Annotated in this window: 20 protein-coding genes; 11 read left to right on the forward strand and 9 right to left on the reverse strand. The window is 63.1% G+C overall.

The window, feature by feature from the left end:
* Positions 1–25 precede the first annotated feature (25 nt).
* The 4 genes from DWB85_RS07105 (at position 26) to DWB85_RS07120 (ending at position 6,025) form a co-directional block, all read left to right on the forward strand.
* Positions 26–1,051, forward strand: coding sequence for an alpha-ketoacid dehydrogenase subunit beta (locus tag DWB85_RS07105; RefSeq protein WP_338055633.1), 1,026 nt, complete (start codon positions 26–28; stop codon positions 1,049–1,051).
* A 12-nt stretch (positions 1,052–1,063) separates the two neighbouring features.
* Positions 1,064–2,596, forward strand: coding sequence for a 2-oxo acid dehydrogenase subunit E2 (locus DWB85_RS07110; RefSeq protein WP_117953526.1), 1,533 nt, complete (start codon positions 1,064–1,066; stop codon positions 2,594–2,596).
* Positions 2,597–2,604: 8 nt separating this feature from the next.
* Positions 2,605–4,002, forward strand: a complete 1,398-nt coding sequence (gene lpdA / locus DWB85_RS07115; RefSeq protein WP_117953527.1) for a dihydrolipoyl dehydrogenase — start codon at positions 2,605–2,607, stop codon at positions 4,000–4,002.
* Between the two features lie 118 nt (positions 4,003–4,120).
* The gene (locus DWB85_RS07120; protein WP_117953528.1) at positions 4,121–6,025 is read left to right on the forward strand and encodes a DUF3604 domain-containing protein; all 1,905 of its coding nucleotides are present in this window, start codon (positions 4,121–4,123) and stop codon (positions 6,023–6,025) included.
* A 27-nt stretch (positions 6,026–6,052) separates the two neighbouring features.
* On the opposite strand, the gene DWB85_RS19760 is transcribed toward DWB85_RS07120, so the two are convergent.
* The 5 genes from DWB85_RS19760 to DWB85_RS07140 form a co-directional block, all read right to left on the reverse strand.
* Positions 6,053–6,883, reverse strand: coding sequence for an MFS transporter (locus DWB85_RS19760; protein ID WP_239017250.1), 831 nt, complete (start codon positions 6,881–6,883; stop codon positions 6,053–6,055).
* Positions 6,846–7,355, reverse strand: coding sequence for an MFS transporter (locus tag DWB85_RS19765; RefSeq protein WP_239017251.1), 510 nt, complete (start codon positions 7,353–7,355; stop codon positions 6,846–6,848). The genes DWB85_RS19760 and DWB85_RS19765 overlap by 38 nt, the downstream gene beginning before the upstream one ends.
* Before the next feature lie 37 nt (positions 7,356–7,392).
* Positions 7,393–8,577, reverse strand: a complete 1,185-nt coding sequence (locus DWB85_RS07130) for an acetyl-CoA C-acyltransferase (protein ID WP_117953529.1) — start codon at positions 8,575–8,577, stop codon at positions 7,393–7,395.
* 60 nt (positions 8,578–8,637) lie between these two features.
* A complete protein-coding gene (locus DWB85_RS07135) occupies positions 8,638–10,752 on the reverse strand; it encodes a 3-hydroxyacyl-CoA dehydrogenase NAD-binding domain-containing protein (protein ID WP_117953530.1) in 2,115 nt (704 codons plus the stop codon).
* Between the two features lie 67 nt (positions 10,753–10,819).
* The gene (locus DWB85_RS07140; RefSeq protein ID WP_117953531.1) at positions 10,820–12,625 is read right to left on the reverse strand and encodes an acyl-CoA dehydrogenase; all 1,806 of its coding nucleotides are present in this window, start codon (positions 12,623–12,625) and stop codon (positions 10,820–10,822) included.
* Between the two features lie 133 nt (positions 12,626–12,758).
* Between DWB85_RS07140 and DWB85_RS07145 the strand changes: the two genes are divergently transcribed.
* Entirely contained in the window at positions 12,759–13,895 is a 1,137-nt protein-coding gene (locus DWB85_RS07145) for a sensor histidine kinase (protein WP_162846045.1), read from the forward strand.
* A 4-nt stretch (positions 13,896–13,899) separates the two neighbouring features.
* Positions 13,900–14,505, forward strand: coding sequence for a response regulator transcription factor (locus tag DWB85_RS07150; RefSeq protein WP_117953533.1), 606 nt, complete (start codon positions 13,900–13,902; stop codon positions 14,503–14,505).
* Between the two features lie 200 nt (positions 14,506–14,705).
* On the opposite strand, the gene DWB85_RS07155 is transcribed toward DWB85_RS07150, so the two are convergent.
* Positions 14,706–16,973: a TonB-dependent receptor gene (locus DWB85_RS07155; RefSeq protein ID WP_117953534.1), complete on the reverse strand. Its 2,268-nt coding sequence runs from the start codon at positions 16,971–16,973 to the stop codon at positions 14,706–14,708.
* A 414-nt stretch (positions 16,974–17,387) separates the two neighbouring features.
* Between DWB85_RS07155 and DWB85_RS07160 the strand changes: the two genes are divergently transcribed.
* From DWB85_RS07160 to DWB85_RS07170, 3 genes are all read left to right on the forward strand, one after another.
* Complete coding sequence (locus DWB85_RS07160) at positions 17,388–17,687, forward strand: DUF1330 domain-containing protein (RefSeq protein WP_117953535.1); 300 nt, start codon at positions 17,388–17,390, stop codon at positions 17,685–17,687.
* Between the two features lie 14 nt (positions 17,688–17,701).
* Positions 17,702–18,796, forward strand: a complete 1,095-nt coding sequence (locus DWB85_RS07165; protein ID WP_117953536.1) for a zinc-dependent alcohol dehydrogenase family protein — start codon at positions 17,702–17,704, stop codon at positions 18,794–18,796.
* A 169-nt stretch (positions 18,797–18,965) separates the two neighbouring features.
* Positions 18,966–19,688, forward strand: coding sequence for an FHA domain-containing protein (locus DWB85_RS07170; RefSeq protein ID WP_117953537.1), 723 nt, complete (start codon positions 18,966–18,968; stop codon positions 19,686–19,688).
* A 16-nt stretch (positions 19,689–19,704) separates the two neighbouring features.
* Here the strand turns inward: DWB85_RS07170 and DWB85_RS07175 are convergent, their stop codons facing one another.
* The gene (locus tag DWB85_RS07175; protein WP_117953538.1) at positions 19,705–20,556 is read right to left on the reverse strand and encodes a PP2C family protein-serine/threonine phosphatase; all 852 of its coding nucleotides are present in this window, start codon (positions 20,554–20,556) and stop codon (positions 19,705–19,707) included.
* A 166-nt stretch (positions 20,557–20,722) separates the two neighbouring features.
* Between DWB85_RS07175 and DWB85_RS07180 the strand changes: the two genes are divergently transcribed.
* Together DWB85_RS07180 and DWB85_RS07185 are read left to right on the forward strand one after the other, a co-directional pair.
* Positions 20,723–22,645 (forward strand): serine/threonine-protein kinase, encoded by a 1,923-nt coding sequence (locus tag DWB85_RS07180; protein WP_117953539.1) that lies wholly within the window; start codon positions 20,723–20,725, stop codon positions 22,643–22,645.
* An 80-nt stretch (positions 22,646–22,725) separates the two neighbouring features.
* A complete protein-coding gene (locus tag DWB85_RS07185; RefSeq protein ID WP_117953540.1) occupies positions 22,726–23,802 on the forward strand; it encodes an energy transducer TonB in 1,077 nt (358 codons plus the stop codon).
* A 3-nt stretch (positions 23,803–23,805) separates the two neighbouring features.
* Here DWB85_RS07185 and DWB85_RS07190 read toward each other — a convergent pair whose 3' ends face one another.
* A complete protein-coding gene (locus DWB85_RS07190; protein ID WP_117953541.1) occupies positions 23,806–24,615 on the reverse strand; it encodes a LytR/AlgR family response regulator transcription factor in 810 nt (269 codons plus the stop codon).
* Positions 24,612–25,697 (reverse strand): sensor histidine kinase, encoded by a 1,086-nt coding sequence (locus DWB85_RS07195; protein WP_239017252.1) that lies wholly within the window; start codon positions 25,695–25,697, stop codon positions 24,612–24,614. Before DWB85_RS07195 ends, DWB85_RS07190 begins: the two co-directional genes overlap by 4 nt.
* Positions 25,698–25,721: the final 24 nt, after the last annotated feature.

Raw genomic sequence — 25,721 nt, forward strand, 5'->3', positions numbered from 1 at the left:
GATGAGCACCATGGCTGAGATGGCAATGAGAACAGCAATCAATAGTGCACTGGCCCAGGAGATGGCCCGGGACGAATCGGTGGTACTGATCGGCACGGACCTTTCCGGCGGTCGCGGCGGCAGCAGCGGCGAGGAGGATGCCGCCGGCGGCGTGCTGGGTATTACCAAGGGCCTGGCGCCGCGCTTCGGTGACTCCCGGGTGATCGACACCCCGATCTCCGAGATGGGTTACATGGGCATGGCGGTGGGCGCCGCGGCAACCGGCCTGCGCCCGGTGGCGGAACTGATGTTTATCGATTTTATCGGCTGTTGCGGCGACATGCTGCTCAACCAGGCCGCCAAGATCCGCTACATGTTCGGCGGCAAATCCACCTGCCCGCTGGTGATGCGCACCATGATCGGCGCGGGCGGCAACGCCGCCGCCCAGCACTCCCAGAGCCTCTATCACTGGTTGACCGCGGTCCCCGGCCTCAAGGTGGTGGTGCCCTCCAACGCCTATGACGCCAAGGGCTTGCTGGCCACTGCGATCCGCGATGACGACCCGGTGATTTTCTGCGAGCACAAGGCCCTGTACGACCTTCCCTCAGCCGCGGTGGAGGTGCCGGAAGCGGAGTACCTGATTCCCTTTGGCGAAGCCAACTTCGTCACCGAGGGCAGCGATGTCACCGTGGTGGCCCTGGGCCTGATGACCCACATCGCTGCCGGGGTGGCGGCAGAGATGGCGAAAAAAGGTATTTCCGTGGAAGTGATAGACCCCCGCACTACCTCGCCCCTGGACGAGGAGAGCATTCTGGAGAGCGTGGAGAGCACCGGTCGCCTGGTCATCGTCGACGAAAGCGCCGCCCGCTGCGGCTTTGGTCACGACGTGGCCGCACTGGTGGCACAGCATGCCTTTCATGCGCTGAAGGCGCCGATCCAGCTGGTCACCCCGCCACACTGCCCGACACCGTTTTCGCCACCGCTGGAGCAGGCCTGGATTCCCGGCGCCGAGCGTGTCGCCAGTGCCATTCTGGCGACCATGGGCGCGGCCGATCGCGGCGCGGCGGCGTAGGAGGTAGACATAATGGCGCGTATCGAAGCGATAACGGTCCCCAAGTGGGGCCTGACCATGACCGAGGGCACCGTCAACGCGTGGTTGGTGGAGGAGGGCGATACCATCGCCGTTGGCGATTCGCTGATGGACATGGAAACCAGCAAGATCGTCAATGTGGTGGAGTCGATCGTGGCCGGCACCCTGCGCCGCAAGGTGGCCCAGCCGGGGGATGTCCTGCCGGTAGCGGCCTTGATGGGGGTGGTGGCGGAAGCCGACGTGACTGACGCGGAGATCGATGACTTCATCGCCGGCTTCTCGCCGGATGACAGAGGGGCGGCAACTGACGCCCCAGAGCCAGCCGCGCAGGCCACGCCTTCGGCCCCGCCGCTAGCGTCCGCGGCGGAGGCTGCAGTGAGCCCGCCCCCGGCAGTGACCGCGGCGAATGCCCCCGCGGTCCCGGACGCACTGCGCAGCGGTGACGACGACAGCGATGTTCACGCTACCCTGCATGCCCGCAAGCGGGCGGCGGAACTGGGGATCAACCTTAACAATGTGGCTGCCAGCGGCCGCAACAACCGGATCAGCGTGGGCGACATCGAGCGGGCCATCGTCGATGCCGGCGGCAGCCTGCCCGCGCGCGCACCGGCGGCGCGGATACCCGAAGGGAGCGCCGTGCCCGATGACGACAGTGGCGTGGCCGCCACGCCCGTGGCGCGTCGCCTGGCCAGGTCGCTGGGGGTGAACCTCCACAGCTGCCGGCCCACCGGCCGCCGCGGCAAGGTTTGCAAGTACGACGTGGAGGCAGCGCATGCCTTACAGCATGGCGCTGCCCCGCCTGCGGCACCGACGCCGGAACTCGCTGCCGATACGGCACCGGCGGTAGAAACGCTGCCGATGAGCGGCATGCGCCGCACCATTGCCAGTCGCCTGCAGGCTTCCAAGCAGAGCATTCCCCACTACCGGGTGAGCATGGATATCCGGCTGGACGCGCTACTTGCCCTGCGCCAGCAGATCAACGCGGGCGACCCCGGCGTCAAGGTGTCGGTCAACGACGGCGTGGTGAAGGCGGTGGCCATGGCCCTGGTGAACATGCCCGAGGTCAACGTGCAGTTCGACGAGGCCAGCCAGAGTATTCGTCGCTACCGCAACGCGGATATCTCGGTGGCGGTGGCGATCGACGACGGCCTGATCACACCCATTGTCAAGGCCGCCGACACCAAGACCCTGACCCACATCTCCCGTGAACTGCGCGACCTGGCGACCCGCGCCCGCGCGGGAACGCTGCAGGCGGAGGAGTTCCAGGGCGGCAGCTTCAGTATTTCCAACCTCGGTATGTTTGGCGTGCGCCAGTTCGATGCCATTATCAACCCGCCCCAGGCCGCCATCCTGGCGGTGGCCAGCGGTGAGTCGCGTCCGGTGGTTGATAACGGGGAGCTTGGCGTGGCGACGGTGATGACCGCATCGCTGTCCAGCGATCACCGGGTGATCGACGGTGCCACCGCGGCGCGGTTCCTGCAGGTGGTGAAACGCTTTATTGAAACACCGGCGCTGATGCTGGCCTGAGAGTAAATATGTCGACTTCCTTTGATGTCATGGTGATCGGCGGCGGACCGGGTGGCTACGTCGCGGCGATCCGCGCCGCGCAATTAGGCCTGCGCACCGCCCTGGTGGAGGAGCGGCACCTGGGAGGCATCTGTCTCAACTGGGGCTGTATTCCGACCAAGGCGCTGTTGCAGGGCGCCGAGGTGGCCCACACCCTGGCCCATGCCGGCGACTTCGGCTTCAGCACCGGTGCGGTGAATTTCGATATAAAGCGGCTGGTCCGGCACAGCCGCGAGGTGGCAGAGCGTCTCTCCGGCGGTATTGGCTACCTGATGGACAAGAACAACATCACGCTGGTAGACGGCCGTGCGCGGCTGGTGGGCAAGGGGAGTCTGTCCGTCGAGGCGGACGGCCGCTCTTTGGCCTACCGGGCCGATCACATCATTCTCGCCACCGGCGCGCGTCCGCGGGCGCTGCCCGGTGTCGCCCCCGACGGAGACCGGGTCTGGAGTTACTTTGAGGCGATGGTGCCGGAGTCGCTGCCCGAGTCCCTGCTGGTGATTGGCTCTGGTGCCATCGGCATGGAATTCTCCAGCCTGTATCACGACCTGGGTGTGGACGTCACCCTGGTAGAGGCCCTGGGGCAGTTGATGCCGCAGGAAGACGCCGAGGTGTCGGGCTTTGCGCGGCAACTGTACGAACGCCGTGGCATCAAGGTGAGGACCGCTACCCGGGTAAGCGCCGTGCGGCCGGACAGTGATTGTGTGACCTGCACGCTGCAGGCGGCGGACGGTAGCGAGCAGACCGTGACCGTTGAGCGCGTCATCCTGGCGGCGGGAGTGCAGGGCAATATCGAGGATATCGGGCTGGAGGAACTGGGTGTCCAGACCGAGGGCAGTTTCATCAGCACCGATGCCTGGTGCCGCACCAATGTCGCCGGCATTTACGCGATCGGCGATGTCGCCGGGCCGCCCTGCCTGGCCCACAAGGCCAGTCACGAGGGGGTGATCTGTGTCGAGAAGCTGGCCGGTGTGGCGGGCGTATATCCGCTGGATGGGGAGCGGGTGCCCGGCTGTACCTATTGCCGCCCCCAGGTGGCCAGCGTGGGTTTGACCGAGGCCGCAGCCCGCGCAACGGGCAGGCCGGTCGCGGTCGGCCGGTGCAACCTGCAGGCTAACGGCAAGGCCCTGGCAACGGGTGACGCCAGCGGCTTCGTTAAGACCGTATTCGATGCCGCGAGCGGCGAACTGCTGGGCGCCCACATGATTGGCCCGGACGTCACCGAGCAGATCCAGGGCTTCGGGCTGGCGCAGTCCCTGGAGGCGACGGATGCCGATCTGGCGGCGACCCTGTTCGCCCACCCCACCCTGTCGGAGGCCATGCACGAGGCGGTGCTCGACGCCATGGGTCGGGCGCTGCACCAGTAAACGGGGCGACAGCTTGCGGGGCGGGGATCGTTCCATCCGGGCTGTTATACACCCCGCGGGCAGTGGGTTATATTCATTTGCATACTAACTGACAATATTTACAAGCAGGGAAGTGATTATGCGTACTGGCAGTATCTCTCTATTTCTGATGGCAGCGGCGACCATGTTAGTGGCCTGCGATGCCTCTGAGGGCCCCTCCGCCGGGGGCGATGCCGCCGCCGTACCAGCGTCTCCTGCGGCCACCGCCGTCAGCGAGACCGCTGCCGCGTCGCCGGCGGTGACGGTGCATCCGGACCGGGAGGCCTTTTTCGGCAATTTCCATATTCACACACGCTATTCATTCGATGGCTACGCCAACGGCTCGGTGACCGGGCCCGACGATGCCTATCGCTGGGCGCGGGGCGAGGCCATCCCCGGCGGCGGTGATGGTTCCATGCTCAAAATTTTACGCCCCCTGGACTGGTATGCGGTATCGGATCACGGCGAATTTCTCGGCGTGTTCCCGAGCATGGAGGATCCGGACAGCCCGCTGAGCAAGCTGGCCATTGCCGCGCGCCTGACTTCGGACGACCAGAAGGTTGCCTTCGACGCCTATTCCGAGACACTGGCGAATATGAGCGCGGGTGATGTCGACCCCGCTCTGCTCGACCGGGAGGTAGTCTCCACCATCTGGCAGGACGTGGTCGCCACTGCCGACAAGCACAACGACCCTGGCAGCTTCACCACCTTTCCCGCCTACGAGTGGACCTCCAATCCGGAGAAGCAGAACCTGCATCGAGTGGTGGTGTTCCGCGGCTCGGCGGGCGTTCCCGAGGTGCCTTTTTCGTCCATCGATTCCGATCGGCCGGAGGATCTGTGGCAGTGGATGGACGGGCTGCGCGCCAGCGGTGTTGACCTGCTGGCGATTCCCCATAACGGTAACGCCAGCAACGGCCTGATGTTCCCGGAGGAAACGAGTTACGGCGGCAGCGCGGTGGATGCGGATTACGCGGCCCGACGCATGCGCAACGAGCCGGTGTACGAGGTGTCCCAGATCAAGGGTAGCTCCGAGACTCACCCCCTGCTGTCACCCAACGACGAATTCGCCGGCTTTGAAATCTGGGATTACACCCTGTCGACGGATGCGGTGCCACCGGAGAAGAGGCAGGGCGGCTACGCCCGGGGAGCCTACCTGGCGGGCCTGGAACTGGCCGGTACCGGCCGGGGCAACCCCTTCAAGTTCGGTCTTATCGGCGACTCGGATAGCCACAACTCCGCCGCCATGATTGAAGAGAACAACTATCGCGGCAAGTTCGGCATGGAGAACAACCCCCGGCACCGGCTCCTGGGCCTGCCCGGTTTTCCCGAGCGCAACAACCGGGCGGTGCGCGAGTTCAGTTCCGGCGGGGTCGCCGGCATCTGGGCCGAGTCCAATACCCGCGATTCATTGTTCGAGGCCATTATGCGCAAGGAGACCTTCGCCACCAGCGGCCCGCGGATGAAAGTCCGCTTCTTTGGGGGCTATGCATTCGACGCCGCTTCCCTGACCGCAGGGGACTGGGTGACGCGGGCCTACCGGCAGGGCGTGTCCATGGGCGGCGACCTGGGGCCGGACGAGGGGGGCGCTGCGCCCACCTTCCTGATCATGGCCGCCATGGAGGCGGACGGTGCCCACCTCGACCGCATCCAGGTGGTCAAAGGCTGGGTGGAAGATGGTGAACACCAGGAAAAAATCTTTGACGTCGCCTGGGCCGGCGATCGCAAGATCGACGCGGCGGGCGCGCTGCCGCCGATTGGCAGCACGGTGAATATCGCCGGGGCCAGCTACGACAACAGCATCGGCAAACCGCAATTGCAGGCGGTGTGGACCGACCCCGAATTCGATGCATCCCGGCACGCGGTCTACTACGTGCGGGTGCTGCAGATTCCCACCCCGCGCTGGTCGACCTACGATGCCAGCACGCTGGGGATAGCGCCGCGGGACGACCTGCCGGTGACCATCCAGGAGCGAGCCTGGAGTTCACCGATCTGGTACACGCCCTGATCCTCCGTTGGAATCAGGCCGGGTGACTCAATCGATCTTCAGCTCGCTGCGAATTGCCCGCGACGCGGCCAGGAAATGGAAACTGCTCCACAGCGCGGCTACCGGCACGACAGACAGCAGGGCATAGCGCAGGCCCTCGGCTTGCCCCAGGCCGGGTTGCAATACATCGCTGATGATGCCCACCGACAGTGGACCCAGGCCAAGGCCAATGAGATTGAGAATCAGGAAGTAGATGGCCGAGGCCAGGGCCCGCATGCGGTTGCTGACCAGGCCGTGGGTCACGGAAATAACCGGGCCCAGGTACATGGCGGTGGCGCCCGCTGGCAGGGCGTAGCAGAGCAGGGCCAGGGTGCTGTTGCCGGAGCTAAACGTGACCACCATCAGCGGCGCCGCCAGCAGGATGGCAATGCCCGGCACCCAGGCGTACCAGCGCACATCCCGCTTGCCGTAGCGATCCGCCAGGTAACCGCCGAGGAAGGTGCCGAGGCCGCCGCAGAAGCCGGCGATCAGGGCAAGCCAGGTACCGATGGCGCCGGTGCCCATATCGTGACTGCGGGCCAGGAACGAGGGCATCCAGTTGAGTGCCGCGTATCCGGCAAACGCCGCCAGGGCACTGGCCATGGCGAGGTGCCGGAATGTTCGCTTGTGCATCAGTTCCCGTACCACCACGCCCACCGGTGGCGGCGGCTCGCTGTGGGCATCGGAAGCGACACGCTCGGTGCGTCCGCGACGCGGTTCCTCCACCGTGAAGCGCAGGATGATGGCCAGCAGCAGGCCGGGAATCGCCACCGCCATGAACGCCACCCGCCAGCCGAAAAACTCATTCAGCCAGCCGCCCATCAGGAAACCGACCAACACCCCGAGATTGAGTCCCAGCGAGTAGGTGCCGAGCGCCGTGGCCCCGTTCCTGTGGCGCGAAGATATCGGAGATCATGGAGTGCGCCGGCGGACTGCCACCGGACTCGCCGACGCCGACGCCGATGCGCGCCAGCAGCAACTGCCAGTAGTTCTGTGCCAGGCCGCACATGCCCGTCATCAGGCTCCAGATGCCGATGGCCAGGGCGATGATATTGCGGCGTACGCCAACGTCCGCCCAGCGGGCGATGGCGAGGCCGAAGGTGACATAGAACACAGCAAAGGCGAACTCGGTCAACAGCCCGAGCTGTGAGTCGGACAGTCCCAGCTCCGCCTTGACCGGTTCCTGGAGAATGGCCAGGATCTGGCGATCGATGAAATTGAATACATAGGTGACAGAAAGCGCCCCCAGGACATAGTACCGATAGCCCCTGCGGTCATAGCGGCTGCTCAATGTGTGCTCCGTTGCGCTCATCAGAATCTGCTCCCTAATATCCGTTCCGCCCGTTACTTCAGGCGACCTCAAACAGGCCCGCCGCGCCCATGCCGCCACCGACGCACATGGTGATTACCACGTACCTGGCCCCGCGGCGCTTGCCTTCGATCAGGGCGTGGCCGACCAGGCGTGCGCCGGTCATGCCGTAGGGATGGCCGATGGAGATACCGCCGCCATTGACATTGTAGATCTCCGGGTCGATACCCAGTTGGTCGCGGCAGTACAGCGCCTGGCAGGCGAAGGCCTCATTCAGCTCCCAGAGTCCGATGTCGTTCACGGTCAAACCGTGTTGCTTGAGCAGTTTGGGAACGGCGTACACAGGGCCGATGCCCATCTCCTCGGGTTCGTTGCCCGCCACCATCATGCCGCGGTAGATACCCAGCGGCTGCAGGCCGCGCTGCTCCGCCAGCTGCGCGTCCATCACCACACAGGCAGAGGCGCCGTCGGAAAGCTGGCTGGCATTACCCGCCGTGATGCAGCCGCCCTCGATGACCGGCTTGAGACCCTGCAGGCTCTCCAGTGTAGTGGTGGGACGATTGCCCTCGTCTTTGGCGAGGGTCACTTCCCGGTAGCTGACTTCACCGGTCTCTCTGTCGGTTACTGCCTGGGTGGCGGTGATGGGAACGATCTCGTCATCCAGCCGGCCGGCTTCCTGGGCGGCGGCGGTGCGCAGCTGCGACTGCAGGGCATACTCGTCCTGGGCCTCACGGCTGATACCGTATTTGCTGGCTACGTTTTCGGCGGTGAGCAGCATGGGCATATAGGCGTGCTCTGCGTGGGCAATCACATTCTCGTCCTGGGTTTTCGAGCAGCTGTCGAAATAGGGCCCCTGTACCGCGGAGATGTTGTCCTGGCCGCCCGCGACCACGACCTGCATGCCATCGACGATAATCTGCTTGGCCGCGGTGGCGATAGCCATCAGGCCGGAGGAGCACTGGCGGTCGATGGTCTGGGCCGAGGCGGAGTAGGGCAGGCCGGCGGCAAGCGCCGCCATGCGCGCCACGTTCATGCCGGCGGTACCCGCGTTGAGCACGGAGCCGATGATCACATCATCGATTTCCGCGCCCTCGACACCGGCGCGGTCGACCGCGTGCCAGATCGCGTGGCCCTGCAATGTGGGGGATTTGATATTGTTCAGTGCGCCCTTGAAGGCGCGGCCGATCGGCGTGCGGGCAGTGGAGACAATAACGGCGTCTTTCATGTTCTTTATCCTGGTTGGAGGTGTTTCAGCTGCCGAGGCGGTCGGCAGCCGGTTCATTAATCATGCATTGAGGCTGTTGAAGGTGCTGCCTGCGGCGGCCAGTTTTTCCAGTAGCGGGGCCGGCTTGAACCACATCACGCCGTAGTCGCCCAACTGCTTGCGGTAGCTGTTTAGTGCATCCAGGACCGTATCGAGCCCAATCTCGTCGGCGTACTGCATGGGGCCACCACGCCAGGTGGGAAAGCCATAGCCATTGGTGTACACCAGGTCGCAGTCGCTGGCGCGGTAGGCAATGCCCTCGTCGAGTATCTGCGCGCCCTCATTGATCAGGCTGAACAGCATCCGCTCAAGAATTTCCTGGTCCGATATCTTGCGCCGGGTGATACCCAGTTCCGTCGCGAGGGCGGTGGCCATTACTTCTACCTCGGGGTTGTCACTCTTGTTGCGGCCCTCGTAGCAGTAGAAGCCGCGACCGGTTTTCTGGCCGTAATCCCCCTGCTCGTAGAGCCGGTCGCAGACGATGGCGTAGGCGGGATCATGGCTGATCGCGTCCAGGTTGCCCTGGCGGGTCAGGTAGCCGACATCGATGCCCGCCAGGTCGATCATGGAACAGAAACCCATCGCCATGCCGAAGTCAGTCAGCACCCGGTCGATCTGCGCCGGACTGGCACCTTCCAGCACCAGCCGCGAACCCTCGCGACCATAGGGTTCCAGCATCCGGTTGCCGACAAAGCCATAGCAGACGCCCACGACCACGGGCACCTTCCTGATGCGCTGGGCGGTCTTCATGGCGGTGAGCACCACATCCGCTGCGGTCTCCCGGCCGCGCACGATCTCCAGCAGGCGCATCACGTTGGCGGGACTGAAAAAGTGCAGGCCGATAACATCCTGGGGCCGGGAGGTGACCGCGGCAATCTCGTCGACATCCAGGGTGGAGGTGTTGGTGGCGAGAATGGCGCCTGGCTTGCACACCTGGTCGAGGGTCTCGAAGACGGTTTTCTTGATGGTCATCTTTTCAAACACGGCCTCGATCACCAGGTCGACATCGGCGATATCGGCGTAATCAGTGGTCGCCTGCAGCAGCCCCATGCGCCGCTCTACCTGGGCATCGCTCAGGCGGCCTTTGCGGGCACTGATTTCGTAGTTGTTGCGAATCACCCCGATCCCGCGCTCCAGCGCCTCGGCATTGAGGTCCAGAATCACTGTCTCGATCCCGGCGTTAATGAAGTTCATGGCAATACCGCCGCCCATGGTGCCGGAGCCGATCACCGCGACCCTGGCAATCTTGCGCGGCGGGGTTTTGGGGTCGACACCGGGAATCCTGGTCGCGGCGCGCTCGGCAAAGAACAGGTGCTGCTGGGCGCGAGCCTGGGGTGTGGCCATGCAGTCGGCAAACAGTTCGGCCTCTTTTTCCAGGCCCTGGGACAGGGGCAACTCGCAGGCCGCCTCGACCGCCTGAATGCAGCGTTCGGGGGCAAAAAAGCCTCGGGTCTTGCGGGCGATGGAGGCGCGGAAAGCGCTGAAATAGTCGCTGGGCAGGTCGGCGGTGTCGACCGCCATGTCAGCGCAGTTGCGCAGCGGCGCGCCGCTGTCCACCAGTTCCCTGGCATAGGCGACGGCGGCGTCCAGCATTTCCTCACTGCCCTCGTGGAGGCGATCCACGAAGCCGGCGGCGACAGCCTCAGTCGCTGCCATCGGCGTACCGGAAACAATCATGTCCAGCGCTTTCTGCGCACCGGCAAAGCGGGGCAGACGCTGGGTACCACCGGCGCCGGGGATGATACCCAGGTGAACTTCGGGCAGGCCGAGTTTCGCGCTGGGCAGGGCGATGCGGTAGTCGCAGGCCAGGGCCAGTTCCAGGCCGCCGCCGAGGGCGGCGCCGTTGATCGCGGCGACGATGGGTTTGGCGCTTGCTTCCAGTTCATCCAGTACCTTGGGCAGGAAAGGCTCGGCATCGAACTCGCCACTGGCGAATTCCTTGATGTCGGCGCCGCCGCAGAAAATACCCGCAGAGGAGGCGATCACCATCGCCTGAATATTCTCGTCGGCACTGGCTCGCTGGTAGGCGTCGAGAATGCCCTGGCGCAGGGCCTGCCCCAGGCCGTTGACCGGGGGACTGTTGAGGATGACCAGGGCGACATTGTCGCGGGTCTGGTAAATAACGGGTTCACTCATTGGTGTGGGTTCCTCGCTGTAAATCTGTTGTCGGGATGGCGGAAATTGCGGGCAGTGCCAGGCTCGCTCAGAACCAGTCGCTCTGCATATCGAAGGCCGCCGTATTGCCATCTCGCAGCAGGGCGATCTGCGGCCCGATTTCCGGTAGTTCCCACTCCAGGTAGTAGCGGGCGGTCTGCAGTTTGCCTTGGTAGAAATTGGCCTCATCCGGGTGCAGGCCGGAATCGGCCAGGCGACCGGCGGCGACAATGGCCTGTTTGAGCCAGATCCAGGCGGCGACAATGCGGCCGAAGACATCCAGGTACAGGGTGGCATTGGCCAGGCCGCGGTCCGGGTCCTGCGCCAGGCGCGGCAGCAGCGCCAGGGTCAGCTCATCCAGCTGTTGCAGGGCGTCGCCGAGACTCGCTGCCATTGCCTGCAGCGCCTGCTTCCCGCTGGCCTGCGCCAGGGTCTCGTTGACCGCCCGGACAAACAGTTGATAGGCCGCCATCTCGCCCATGACCACCTTGCGGCCCAGCAGGTCGATGCCGTGGATTGCCTCGGTGCCCTCGTGGATCGGGTTCAGGCGCTGGTCGCGGTAGTACTGTTCCACCGGGTACTCGCGGATATAACCCGACCCACCCAGTACCTGTATGGCCAGTTCGTTGGCCTTGAGGCCGTACCTGGAGGGCCAGGATTTGACGATGGGGGTCAGTAGATCCAGCAGCAGGCCCGCTTCCTCGCGCTGCTGGCTGCTGGCGGCGGTGTGGCTGTCCTCAAACAGCGAACTGGCGTAGAGGCACAGTGCCAGGGAGCCCTCGGCATAGGCCTTTTGCGCCAGCAGCATGCGCCTCACGTCCGCGTGCTGGATAATGGGAATCTGTCTGGACTCCGGGTCCTTGTTGGAGGGCAGGCGGCCCTGGGGACGCTCGCGGGCATAGTCCAGGGAGGCGTTGTAACCCTGGTAGGCGAGGACTGCCGCCCCACTGCCCACGCCAATGCGGGCCTCGTTCATCATCTGGAACATGTAAGCCAGGCCCTTGTGGGGTTCACCCACCAGGTAGCCCACGGCACCGTCTTTTTCACCGAAGGAAAGCACGGTGGAGGTGGTATTGCGATAGCCCATCTTGTGCAGCAGCCCGGCGAGGACAACGTCGTTGCGCTCGCCCAGGGAGCCATCGTCGTTGACCAGGACCTTGGGCACAATAAACAGGGAAATGCCTTTGACCCCGGCCGGCGCGCCCTTGATTTTGGCCAGCACCATGTGAACGATATTTTCGGTAATCGACTGGTCACCGCCCGAGATAAACATTTTCTGTCCGCGGATACGGTAGCTGCCATTGTCGGCGGGTTCGGCGGTGGTGGTGATGTCCGCCAGCGCCGAGCCCTGGCCGGGCTCGGTCAGGGCCATGGTGCCGGCAAAGCGTCCCTCCCGCATCGGGGGCAGGAATCGCGCCTTCTGTTCTTCGCTGCTGAAACTGTGGATCAGGTTGGCCGCGCCCAGGCTGAGGAAGGGATAGCCGGTGGTCGAGATATTGGCCGCGCTGAAATACGCCATGGCAGTGCGCAGCACGATTTCCGGCAATTGCATGCCGCCCTCGGCATAGTCGTAGTGTGCCGCGAGGAAGCCGGCCTCCGCAAAGGCGTCCCAGGCAGCCTTGGTTTCGGGGATCAGGTGCACCTTGTCGCCGTCGAAGACCGGCTCGTTGGCGTCGCCCTTGCTGTTGTGATCGGCGAAGTACTTCTCGGCGATGGTGCGGGCTGTGGCCAGGGTGGCATCGAACACCTCCTGCGAATGATCCTGGTAGCGGGGGCGTTCCAGCAGGGCCTCGGTATCCAGCAGCTCATACAGGAGAAATTGCAGGTCGCGTTCATTGAGCAGGGGGGTTGACATGATGAGCGCCTCGTATATTAGGGAAAACCCTAATATACTCGATTTTTCATGCTTTCGGGAAGAGGAAACCCAGGATAAATAAGGGTTAACCCTGTATTATTGGGCCTGTGATTGTGCTCTGGAAGACGGAATGGTGAAACAAGGGCAAGAGCAGGGGCAGGGGCCGGGGCGTGACGCCGAGCGCTATGCCTTTCTGGTGGAAGAATCGGCGCTGATGATCAGCACCCACAACCCGGGAGACTGGGCCTATACCTCGGTCAACGCCCCCACCTATGACATCCTGGGATACCGCCCGGAGGAGGTGATGGGGGTGCCCGCCTACTTCTTTTTTCATCCTGACGATGCCGCGGCGATGAAGCAGCGTACCATCCCCGCCGTCTATGCCCACGGCACCCGGACTTTCCGCTACCGCTTTCGCCACAAGAGTGGTCACTATCTCTGGCTGGAGAGCACCCATCGCTCCATACGCGACCCCGACACCGGCGAACTGCAGGAGATTATCGCCGTCACCCGGGACCTGACCGCCCAGCGGCAGGCGGAAAAGACCGAGCGCGAACGGCAGCAGGAATTGATCCGGGCCGGTCGCCTGATGACCATGGGCGAGATGGCGACAGGACTGGCCCATGAGATCAACCAGCCCCTGGCCACCATCCTCAACTACAGTCGCGGCGCGCTGCGGCGCATTGAGTCCGGCCAACTGACCGGGCTGGATGACATCGTGCCGGTACTGGATAGCGTGTCACGGCAGGCGCAACGGGCGGCAGACATTATCAAGCGCTTGCGCTCGCTGGTAAAAAAGACCCCTTACCAGCGGCTGCGTTTTTGCGTGAACGAGACCTGCCGTGACGTGGCCGAGTTCCTGCAGCACGAGTGGCGCCAGGCGGGCGTCGATGTGGAATTGCAGTTGCAGGAGCCACTGGCGGATATCGAAGCGGATGCGGTGCAGATCGAACAGGTACTGATAAACCTGCTGCGCAACGCGATCGAAGCCTACAGCGGCCACCAGTCCGCCGTGAAACGCATAACAATCAGCACAGAGCAGCAGCTAAAATTCATCGTGGTGAAGGTGAAGGACCTGGCCGGTGGCATCACTGCCGAGCAGCAGGGAAAAGTATTTGAACCCTATTACTCTACCCGGCCGGAGGGGCTTGGCATGGGGCTCTCCATCTGTCGCAGCATTGTCGAGGCCCACTCCGGCCGGATCAGGCTGGAGTCTGACGGGCAGACTTACAGCTGTTTTGAACTGAGTTTACCCCTGGCGGTGGAATAGCAGCATGACAGAGCAATTAACGGTATTCGTGGTGGATGACGACCAGGATTTTCGCGATTCGCTGATCTGGTTACTGGAGGGTGCCGGGTTCAACTGTAGCGCCTTTGATTGTGCCGAAGCCTTCCTGACTGACTACGCCGGGCAGCCGGGGTGCCTGCTGCTGGATATCCGCATGCCGGGGCTCAGTGGGCTCCAGCTGCAGCAGCAACTCAACCGCACCAGCGTTGCGCTGCCGGTGATTCTGATGACGGGTCATGGCAATGTGGCCTGGGCGGTGGAGGGGATGAAAAACCGGGCGGTGGACTTTATTGAAAAGCCATTCGACGACGAGGCCCTGTTGACACTGGTGGCAGACACCCTGCAGCTGGCCCGGCAGCGCTTTGCCGAGGCCGGGCAGCGGGCGCAACTGCAGGAGCACTGGGACAGTTTGAGCCGGCGTGAAAAGCAGGTAGCGGAGCTGGTTGTTCGTGGCATGGCCAATAAAGAGATCGCAGAGCAGCTGGCCATCACCATCAAGACGGTGGAGGCCCATCGCTCCCGGGCGATGAAAAAAATGGACTGTAGCAGCCTGGCAAATTTTGTCGATGTCTATCGCAGTCTCTCGCGGTGACAGGACGATTACGATAATTGGTTTCGGGGTTTTCCCTTGTCAAGGGGGCTGTCGGGGTGGGTGCGCAAAGGGTCAGAAAAAAGCCCCGGATGACCGCCTGCGGCGCAAACGGCTGCAGGTGGTGCTACGGGGCAAAGGACCTGGGAGCATGACTCCAGCAGATAGTGTCAGGGACGCCCGTAGGGACGCCCCGTCAAAGATCAGAAGTTGAACCTGACGTCCACGCCGTAGGTTCTGGGGGCACCGTGCGACGCCCGGATGCCGGCTGCGTTGGCGACGATATCCTCAAAGTACTCATCCTCGTCCGTCAGGTTGTTACCCCAGATGGAGATGCGCCAGTCCTCCCCGGGGGTGACGTAGCTCAGCCTGGCGCTCAGCAACCCGTAGGCCTCCTGTTCCAGCGGCGCGGAGGTGGGGTGGCCGATGAAATCGTAGTCGTAGGCGTCCTTGTAGGAGTAGCTGACGACCAGCGGCATCCGCGCATCACCGATGTTGAACTCGTAGCGCGCCGAGACGAAGGCCGACCAGTCGGGTGCCCGCAACAGGCTCTCGCCATCGGCATCGAAGGGACGGAGCACCATGCCCGGAGCATCCACCCCGATGGCCCGCGCGAAGACGTTGGCCGAGGCATCGTAGTCCTCGTACTCGGAGTCGAGCAGGTTGAGGCCCAGGGTCAGGGTAAGGGCGTCAGAGACCAGCCAGGTCGCGTCCAGGTCGAGACCGATAATCTCGGCGTTCGCCGCATTCTGGGTCACGTTGATAACCGCGCCGGTATCCGGGTTGGTGACTGCGCGCGTCACCTGCAGGTCCGCGTAGTCGTAGTAGAAAAGCGCCCCGTTCAGGCGCAACATGCTGTCCAGCAACTCGGTTTTCCAGCCGAACTCGAGCATGTCGAGAATCTCCGGTTCCAGAGGTTCCTGCGGCTCGCCGGTAATCGGGTCCGGTGCGCTGGTAACGAAGTTGAAGCCGCCGCTCTTGAAGCCGCGGGCGTAAGTCAGGTAGACCATGCCGGCATCGAAGGCGTACTCCAGCGTGGCTTTGGGGGTGAACTCGCTCCAGTCCTCATCGTCCTTGTAGGGCCAGGGGGCGAGGCTGAACTCGCCGTCCAGCGGTTGCATGACCTCGACTTCCTTTTCCTCGATGCTGTAGCGTCCGCCAAGGGTCAGGGACCAGGCTTCGTCGAAGTGATAGGTGGCCTGGCCAAAGACCGCATAGGCCGTGGTTTCCGAGGACTGGTTACCCTGGGCAATGTTGTCGCGGACGGGGTACAGCGGGGAAGCGGGGGGCAGCAGGTCGCTCAGGTCGAGATTGATCTGGAAGGGGTCGTTGTCCTCATTGTAGTAGAACGCGCCGACGATCCACTCCAGGTCGCTGTCGTTGTTTGAGAGCAGCTGGAATTCCTGACTGATGCTTTTGGTGGCGTAGGGAATGTAGGGTGCGTCCGCATCGCGCCCGGTGGTGCCGTCGGTGTCGGCCGAAGCGATGGCGTCCCAGTCCCAATAGGAGCTGATGGATACGAAGTCCATGCTGTCAAAGGCGTAATCCAGGCGCAGTGTTGCGGCCCAGTCCTCGTTCTCCAGATTCTGGTCGATCACAGTCGCGACTTCGTCTACATCGCGTCCGGCCAGTACCTCGCGTCCGGTCGCCTCGCCGATAGCGATAGCGCGGTTCCAGCCCGGAGGACTCAGGTCGACCACGTCGTTGCCTTCCTGGTCATCCCGCTTGTTGTATTCCAGGGTCAGTTGTGCGGTCAGTGCATCGGTGGCGAGCCAGCGAAACTTGCCCCGGTAGGCCTGGTAATCCTGGTCGTCGTACTCGGGCGAGCCCAGCGGCGACAGGTTGTCGGCGAAACCGTCGCGCTGTTTCGCCAGGCCCGACAGGCGCATGCCGAAGGTGTCGGAGACCGGAATGTTGATGGTGCCGGACAGGCCCCAGGCATTGTAGTTGCCGGCGGTCGCGGTGACGTTGCCCTCCAGCTCATCGTACACGCCCAGGGTCACCACCCGCACCGCACCGCCGGTGGCGTTGCGTCCGTAGAGTGTACCCTGCGGGCCTTTAAGCACCTCGATCCGTTCCACGTCGGAAAATTCGAAGCTGGAGGCCTGGGACCGGCCCACATAGCGGTCGTCAATATAGGTGGCCACGCTGGGGTCGAGACCGGAGAAGGCGAAGCGGGTACCCACGCCGCGCAGGTAGATTTGCGCGGAGGTACTGGTGTTGTTGACCACCAGGCCGGGCGTCACTATCTGCAGGGCCTGGGTATCGGTAATACCAAAATCCTGCAGCGAATCACCGGCGAAAGCGGTCAAGGTAATGGGTACGTCCTGCAAACTTTCACTGCGCTTTTGCGCAGTGACGACGACTTCTTCCAGCTGCGCCTGCGTCGACGCTGACATCAGCAGACTCGCACTGCTGACAGCCAGCGTCAGCACTACGCCCGGGTTTTTCGTGAAACGGTGCTTGATCATAGTAATTTACTCTTATGCGTATATGATTCGATTGCTTGCTGTCCCTGAGGTAACCAGCGCGGTATCAGGGGACTCCATAGAGGCAGTTGCTCAGTGACAACATGATGGCTCAAGCCTCCTGGGGACAAAGTATGCGGATGTCGGCGGCAAAACTCTGTCAGCTTTTTTACATTCCACGGCTAACAGTACTGTGGCCAGTTGCTCCGCTGCAGCAGAGCCTGGGGGAGCCTCCTTTGCCTGGAGCCGCTTGAAATGTAAAGCGCTTGACTTTCTTGCGCCGGGCACAGGGTGACAATGACGCCTGCTATCGTTTATACGCAGTCAGTTCGCAATGCCAGGTGGGCCATGCCGGCAGCAGCGGACCGGTCATTAACGCCCCGGCATGGCGGGGCACAACAACTCGGAGTAAAAGTTATGGCCGCATACGCCATATTTGATATCGACATATGGGATTTAGAGCGTTACCAGGACTTCATGGTCAAAGTAAAACCGGCCATTGAAGCCGCAGGCGGGCGCTATCTGGCCCGCGGCGGTAAGCACAAGGTTATTGAAGGTAGCTGGGAACCGAAGCGCCTGGTGCTGTTTGAGTTTCCTTCGGTGGAGAAGGCGGAAGCGTTTTACCACAGCGAGCTTTACCAGCAATACAAAGCGATAAGGGACGAGTGCAGCTCGGGCAATATTGTCATTGTCGAGGGCATTGGCCAGGACCAGTGAACACGGGAGAGCAAATGAAAGCAGTAAGAATCAAGCACGCATCTGATGACCTCAGCGGCGTTGAACTTATCGATGTGGCCGAGCCTGAGCCAGGCCCCGGGCTGCTCAAGGTTCGCATGACCAATGCCGCGGTGCACCCCTCGGACCTGAACTATATCCGCGGCGAGTACCGGCAGGCGATCGAGCGGCTGATCTGGAACCTCGGCGAAGACCGGGCGGCCTTCGACGCAGCGCGCACAAAACTGCACCCTGAGCTTCCCTGTATCCCCGGTGGCGAGGGCGTTGGCGTTGTCGAGGGCTGCGGTGACGGTGTCGACAGTGGGCAGTGGCTGGGCAAGCGCGTCGCCTTGTTCGCGGGGCCCCCCAGCGGTACCTGGCAGGAGTATGTGCTCGCCGCGCCCCAGCAGTTATCGCCGGTACCTGATCAGCTCCCGGACGCGCAAGCGGCCCTGATGATGCTTAACCCGATGACGGCCCTGGTGACAGCGCGGCATGTGTTGCGGGTGGGAGAGGGGCAGTGGATTCTGGTCAGCGCCGGTGCCTCAGCGGTGAGTAAACACATTGCTGCCATTGGCCGCCATTACGGCTTCAAGACGATAAGCCTGGTGCGTGACGACATGCCCGCGGATCTGCCCTCGGAACAGTTGGGAGAGGTGGTTATCAATACTGCGCGGCAGAATGTCCGCGAAGAGGTCAAGCGGGTAACAGGCGGCAGAGGAGTAGAATTTGCACTCGACTGTGTTGGCGGTGCGCTGGCGGAACAGATGATCGGTTCTCTCACCGAGGGCGGCAGAATGTTGCTCTACGGCACGCTCGGCAGTCCGTCCATGACGCTCTTTTCCCGCGACCTGATGATGGCGAACGCATTTGTTGGCGGTTTCTATCTGCCGGGCTGGCTGGCGGCGCAAACACCCGAGACACTGACCGAGGTGATGGCGGAGTTGAGCGAGCTGAGTGCCATCGGCATGTTCCATTCCCGGGTTGAGGCAGAGTATCCGCTGGCAGACGCCGTCGAGGCGGTTCGCGCATCGCTCAAACCCGGCCGCAGGGGGAAAGTGTTGCTTGATATGAACCTAGCAGCGCTAAAAAATCGATCTCAAGCGCTGTAACGCAAAGCTGACAGGGCGGTCTGTCGATGCATGCCGGGTAGCGCATCCCGTTGTTCATGGCTTCATCGCCGAACGCCAGGGGCCTGTCACTGCCAAATACTGCCAGATTCACTTCCGCTGAGAATCTGCGCTATAGTGGAGTGACAAAAACACGGCGGCGTTTGAGCACATGGACGAAGCGAAGTCGACAGGCTCTTTTTTCAGCGAGCTGCGCAGGCGCAAGGTCATTCGCACCTGCCTGCTATATATCCTGGTCTGCTGGGGCGCGCTGCAGGTATTCGATATTGTCGCCCCGGCGCTGGGGTTCGATGCCGACCTGGTCTCCCGCTACTTCCTCTATGTTGCCGTGCTCGGTTTCCCGGTTAACTTTGCCCTGGCCTGGTTTTACCAGATTTCCTCCAGCGGCATTGTACGCACCCAGTCTTTTATAGAGCGGCGGGTGCTGGATAACATTCCGCCCATCAATGACAAGCGCAAACAGGGGGTTTCCTCGTTCCTGCGCAAGGGCGAGGAGGACGCGTCAGTGCACTGGGTGATTTCCGCGGAGACCGGCCCCCTCAGCGGGCTTAGCTACGCGGTGTACGGACCCATTACCCTGGGTCGGGCGCTGGATTGTGACCTGGCGGTGGTGACGCCGCATGTATCCCGCCAGCATGCGCGCATTGGGGTCCAGGACGACCGGCTCTACATCGAGGACCTGGGCTCATCCAATGGCACCATGGTCAACGGCAAGCGCACCAGCGGCCGCCAGCAGTTGCGCCATGACGACGAGCTGCGCTTTCACGATATCATTTTCAGGGTTACGGAGAACCTGTCCCGGCCGCTGAGCGAACGGCAGGCCTCCGACCAGACGACCTTTATCCACGCGGCGGAGCTGGACAAGCAGGGCTAGCCCCTTGGCCCGGCGCTTACCAGAGCATCCACAACAGGGCCAGCAGCACCATGGCGCCCAGCAGGGCCAGCACCATCTTGTCATGCCCGCTGCCGTTGTCGACGCTTACCGCCTGTTCGTGACTCAGGGTGTCACCCTGGCGGCGCGCCAGCGGCGCCTGGCCCGGTTGCGCTTTTTCGCCGACCACGATCACGGTGATGTTGTCGCGGCCGCCGGCGGCAAGGGCGGCCTCGATGAGCTTTGCTACCTGCGCCTGCGGATCGTCTGCCTCAGCCATAAGACGGCTGATGTCCTCGTCTGCCAGCTCGTCGCTGAGGCCGTCACTGCACAGCAGAACCTGCTCCCCGGCGTTCAGTGTGCCGCGGATGCGATCCGGGGCGACGGTGATGGAGTCGGCCACGCCCAGTGACTGGCTCAACACGTTTCTCTCCGGATGGTTGGCAGCCTGCTCCGGGGTGATGGCGCCGCGGGCAAGCATCTCACTGACCGGGTTGTGGTCGCGGGTGACCTGCTTGAGGCTGCTGCCGTCAAACAGGTAGGCCCGGCTGTCGCCGACCCAGGCGATCTCGTAGTCGTCCCCGTTTAGCTGCAGGGCGACAACCGTGGAGCCCATGTTGCTGCCTGCGCGGCCGGCAATTTCCTGCAGAATGCTGCTGTGGGAGTGGTGTATGGCCTCGATCAGGCTGCTGCCCCGGGCGACGTCCCGGTCCAGGGTGTCGCGGACAATGGCGGCCGCCACTTCGCCGTTGGAGTGACCGCCGACACCGTCCGCTACCAGCCACAGCCCCAGTTCGGGATTGGCCCGGTAGCAATCCTCGTTGTGGCTGCGTCTGTGCCCCGGATGGCTGTCTGCCGAGAAAGCTCTCATTCAGGTTTCTACTTTTTCTTGCGTCCAGATAAGCCTGGTTCTCAGTTGCAGTGTATACCAAGACAGCCGGCTATCGACGGACTTTTTCGGCCTCTGGCTGTAATTGTATGTAAGCAACGATGTGTTTATTCTTGGGCTGGAAGGCAGCGGCCTCGAAAGGACGCCAATGGCAGAACTGGAATTACCGGGATACGAGCTCTACGAACGGCTCGGCAGGGGCGGTATGGCTACCGTATACCGGGCACTGCACCTGAACCTCGACCGTGAAGTGGCGATCAAGGTCATGGACCCGGGAATGAACGCCGACGAGAGCTTCTCTGAGCGCTTCATTCGCGAGGCCCGTATTTCCGCGCGCCTGACCCACCCGCATATTCTGCAGATTTACGACGTCAATACCTTTGACGGTTACAACTATATCGCCATGGAATTGCTCGGCGCCGGTGAGCTCTCGGATTTCATTAACCTGGCCATGCCGCAGAAGCAGATATACACCATCGTCCGGCAGGTGGCGGAGGCCCTGGATTATGCGGCTGGGCGCGGCTATGTACACCGGGATATCAAGCCCAGCAACATCATGCTGCGCGATGCGGACCATTTCGTGCTCGCCGACTTCGGCATTGCCCGGGCCGCCAACTCCGGCACCCAGATGACCCAGACCGGACTGATGGTCGGCACGCCCAGCTATATGAGTCCGGAGCAGGCCAAGGGCCAGGAAGTAGACGGGCGCTCGGACCTGTATGCGCTGGCGGTGCTGGTTTACGAGATGCTCACCAAAACGCTGCCTTACGAATCTGACTCCGCCGTTACCACCGCGGTAAAACACCTGACCGAGGACATTCCCACGCTGCCGGAGCACCTGGCCGCCTACCAGGAATTTATCAACAAGGGCCTGGCCAAGTCCCCCGACGATCGCTTCCAGACCGGGGCTGAACTTTATCAGGCTTTCATGGCCGCCAGTGCCGGTTTCGACGACGATGAAGTGCTTACCGCAGGCGTGGAAAAACCGGCGTCGGCGTTCACCGGGACAGGCGCTGATGCACCGGACAGGACCTCACTGGCCGGTGACGAATCGACCCGCTTGAGCCACGCCTCTTCACCCTCGGTGTCTACGTCTTCCCGGCCCTATAAACTGGAAGGCAGCACCCAGCGCGAACGACTGGTCAGCGGTACCTATGCCCGCAGTGACCGTGCCGCCGCCCGGTCGGGGGGCTTCGCGTTCCGCATTCTGGCCGTGCTGGCCGTACTGGCCGGCGCGGGATACGGCGGCTACAGCTGGTGGCAGGGGCAGCAGAACCTGGCGGCAGAACAGGCTCAGCGGGTCGAGTTGGAAAAGACCCGGCTCGCCGAGGAGCTGGCGCAGGAGCGGGCCCGTATCACTGCGCTGCTGGAAAAAGCCGATGCGGCCGCTGTCGCCATCGCCGCAGACCCCGCTAACGCCGCATTGGCGGTGGGTATTTACCAGAGTGTGAAGGCCCAGGACCCGGACAATCAGCGGGCCGCCGAGGGGCTGGCGGAGGTTGCCGCGTTCTTTGCGGGCGTCGCCAGGGATGCCGCCGGCAGGGGGGACTTCGGCGGCGCGCGCCAGGCCCTGGCGACGGCGGCCACGCTGTTGCCGGGCACGGAAGAACTTGCCCGGCTCGAGGAGCAACTGCCCGCCCTGGAGGAACGCTGGGCCGCGCAACAGGCCGAACTTGCCGCCCGTCGGGTAGCGGAGAAAGCGGCCATCGACCAGGCCGGGAAAGCCGCCCTTGACCAGGCCGAGAAAGCCGCCCTTGCCCAGGCGGAGAAAACCGTGGCCGGCGCCGAGCGTTCCCTGGCCGGCGGTTCCCTGGCGCTGGCCCAGCAGGCCTACGATGAGGTCAGGCAGACACATCCCGATCTGGCCGCGGTGCAAGCCCTGGGCGATAACCTGCGCCGGGCCTATGGCGCTGCCGCCCGCGAGGACATCGACCTGCAAGAGTTCGACAGCGCCGAGAACCACGTGGCCCTGGGGGCCAGCCATTTTCCGGATGATCCGGCCTGGCAGCTGCTGGCGGAGGAGATAGAGACCGCCCGCTCCAGTTCCCGCCGCCGGCTGGGGGCCTATTAGGGCCAACCCGGTTACCGGGAACAGCCTGGGGAGGGATTCCTCTGCTACACTGCTCCCTTCCCACTGTAACTGGAGTCGATATGTTTGCTTGCTTTGCCAGCGGGGCGAGAACCTTGCTCGCTATCATGGTGCTGGCCAGCGTGTGTTCGGGCAGGGCCTGGGCACAGTTTGTGCCGCCACAGAATCTCGATCCGGCGTCGGCGACGATCCGTCTCGACAGCAGTTTCCAGAGTGATGCCTGGCTGGTATATACCTACGATATCGACGAGAGCGGCAAGGTTGTCAACGCCGAGATCCAGAGTTCCAATGGGGTGCTCGAGGTCGAGCAGGCGGTGCTCCGGCAGGTCAATGCCATGCGTTTCAGGCCCGCCCGGCGGGGCGGCAATCCGGTCAAGGTGGCCGCCGATCCGGTGGTGTATACCTGGATCCTGGACCTGCCCCGGGCAATGAGTTCGCGCTTTGCCGAGATTTACCAGCAGGCATGGGACTATTACGCCCGGGAGGACTACGACAGCGCCTTTGATACCGCCGTGGAACTGAAAAACTTCCCCGGTCGCAACGCGCTGGAGGAGGTCAAATTCCAGATCCTGGCAGCATCCATCGCCAGTCGCTGGGACGATGAGGCGGCCGAGCTGCAGCACCTGAGCCGGGTGGTTGAATTCCAGTCACTGGCGCTCAACAACAACTTCAACAACACCTACGTACCGCCGCAGCAGTACCTGCAAATTCTGAAGCGAATCCTGACCCTGCAGCTGAACGCACGCATGCTCGCCGATGCCGGTAATACCCTGGACCTGATGCAGGCCCTGGGTCGTGGTTCAGCGCTGGTGGAGGAGGCCGCGGCGCTGTACCGGCAGTCGGAACAGCAGCTCGGGGCAATGGCCGACGTGGCCATCACTGGCGAGCTGGTGCCGCTGTACCGGGACGGTCCCGGTTCCTGGAAGGCGGGTCTCAGTCGCCGTGAATTCTCGCTGTCAGACGTGCGCGGCAGTGTCGGTGCGGTTTTCCTGGTGTGCGCCGATGGCGAGCGGCCCCTGCGCTATCCTGCCGGCGAGCCCTGGCAGATTCCGGCCGGGTGGTCCGATTGCCTGGTCGATGTGTCTGGCAAGGCGGGTACCCGCCTGGTACTGCACCAGTACGCTGACGGCCAGCGCTGAGCCTCAGGCGCCGAGCAACTGTCTGACCCGGTCGCGAAAACCCCGGCTCACCTTGAGCTGGGCGCCGCCCTCCAGGGATAGCATGTACTCTCCATTACCCAGGGTGTGGGCGCCGCTGATGTAATCGCTGTTGATAATGGTCGAGCGATGGATACGCAGGAAGCGGGCGGGGTTGAGCATGGCCTCCAGCTGTTTCATGGTGATGCGCATGATGTGGGTCTCCCCGCCAGCGTGGATACACATGTAGTCGCCGGCGGCGTCCACCCAGTGGATGTCGGCGACCTTGATCAGGTGAATATCGCTGCCGTCCTTGACCACCAGTTTTTCCGGCCACTGGGTGGGTTCCGAATCCCCCTGGACCATCTCCTCGATGGAGGCAGCGCTGACCCCGGTCATGCCCATCATCAGGTCCATCAGGCGCTGCTTGGAACGTTCCGCTTCCTCCTGGCTGTGATGTGCCACCGCCCGGTCAATCGCCTCGTGCAGGCGATCGTCATCAATGGGTTTCAGTACGTAGTCCACCGCGTGCACCTTGAAGGCGTCTACCGCGTACTGGTCGAAGGCGGTGACGAAGATGACCATGGGCAGGTTATCGGTCTGCAACTGGCGAATCACCTCGAAGCCGTCGATGCCCGGCATCTGTATATCCAGGAACACCAGGTCCGGCGAGTGTTCGGCGATCGCCTCCAGGGCCTGCTGGCCATTGGCGCACTCGGCAATGACGTCGACCTTGGGGATCTGCTGCAGGCGCAGGGCCAGGCCGCGCCGGGCCAGTGACTCGTCGTCGACGATAATAGCTCTGAGGCTGTTCATGAAGCTCGGCTGCCGAATTCCAGTGGTATACATATGTTTATAGTCAATCCGTGGGGATCCGTGGTGGTTAATTCAAAGGACTGGCGCTCGCCGTAAATCTCCCTGAGCCGCTCGCGGCAGTTGGACAGGCCGACGCCGCCCGGGCTTTTTTTGCTGTTGCCCAGTTCCAGTCCGGGGCCATCGTCCGCCACCTGCAGGCAGAGGCGGTCTGCCTCGACCCGCGCGGCGACTGTGATCGAGCCGCCGTTGATGGCGTGGGCGATCGCGTATTTTATGGAATTTTCGACCAGTGGCTGCAGCAGCAGGCTGGGCATCAGTGCCTCGCTGGCGGCCTCATCGACATCAAAGTGCAACTGCAGGCGCTCGTCGAAGCGCACCTTTTCGATATCCAGGTAAAGCCGCAGGGCCTCTACCTCCTCGGCCACCGAGACCTTCAGCATGGGATCGTTGTCCAGGGTATAGCGCAGGAAGCGGCTCAGCCGGGTGACCATGACGTTGGCCAGTTCGTTGTCCCGGTCCAGGATGAGGGTGGAAATGGCGTTGAGGGTATTGAACAGGAAGTGGGGATTGAGCTGGTAGCGCAGCATCTTCAGCTTGGTCTCGTGGGCCATGGACAGGGCCTTGAGCACCCGCTCGCGTTCCTCCTGCGCGGCCATGTAGTTCTTGATGCCGAAGTACAGCGCACTCCACACCAGCATGACCCAGAAGGCGGATACCGCGCCGTCGAAGTAGGAGAGTAACTCCATCCCTTGTTTTTCGGTGATTTTGCGCTCTTCCGGGAACATGTTGTAGAACACCGTGCCGCGAATCGCCATCCACACCAGGCCGGCGGCGTAGGAGCCGGCGACGATGGCGATGATCCGCCGGGTCAGCTCCATTTCCCACATGTGCCGGTACAGCGCCCGCAGCACCAGGGTGATCAGCATGCCCACGGTGGCGATGAAGGGCAGGTAGAAAACATAGTTTTCCGGCGGCCGCCCCCAGACGATCACCCCGAGGTAGAAGGACATCGCCCAGCCGCTCCAGCCGGCGAACTGCAGCAGCCAGAACAGGGAGCGTTTGTCTTTGAGTAAGTCCTGCATATTCATCAGCTCATTATACGGCTT

Origin of the sequence: Seongchinamella sediminis, assembly GCF_003457605.1 — a bacterium.
GTDB lineage: Bacteria > Pseudomonadota > Gammaproteobacteria > Pseudomonadales > Halieaceae > Halioglobus > Halioglobus sediminis.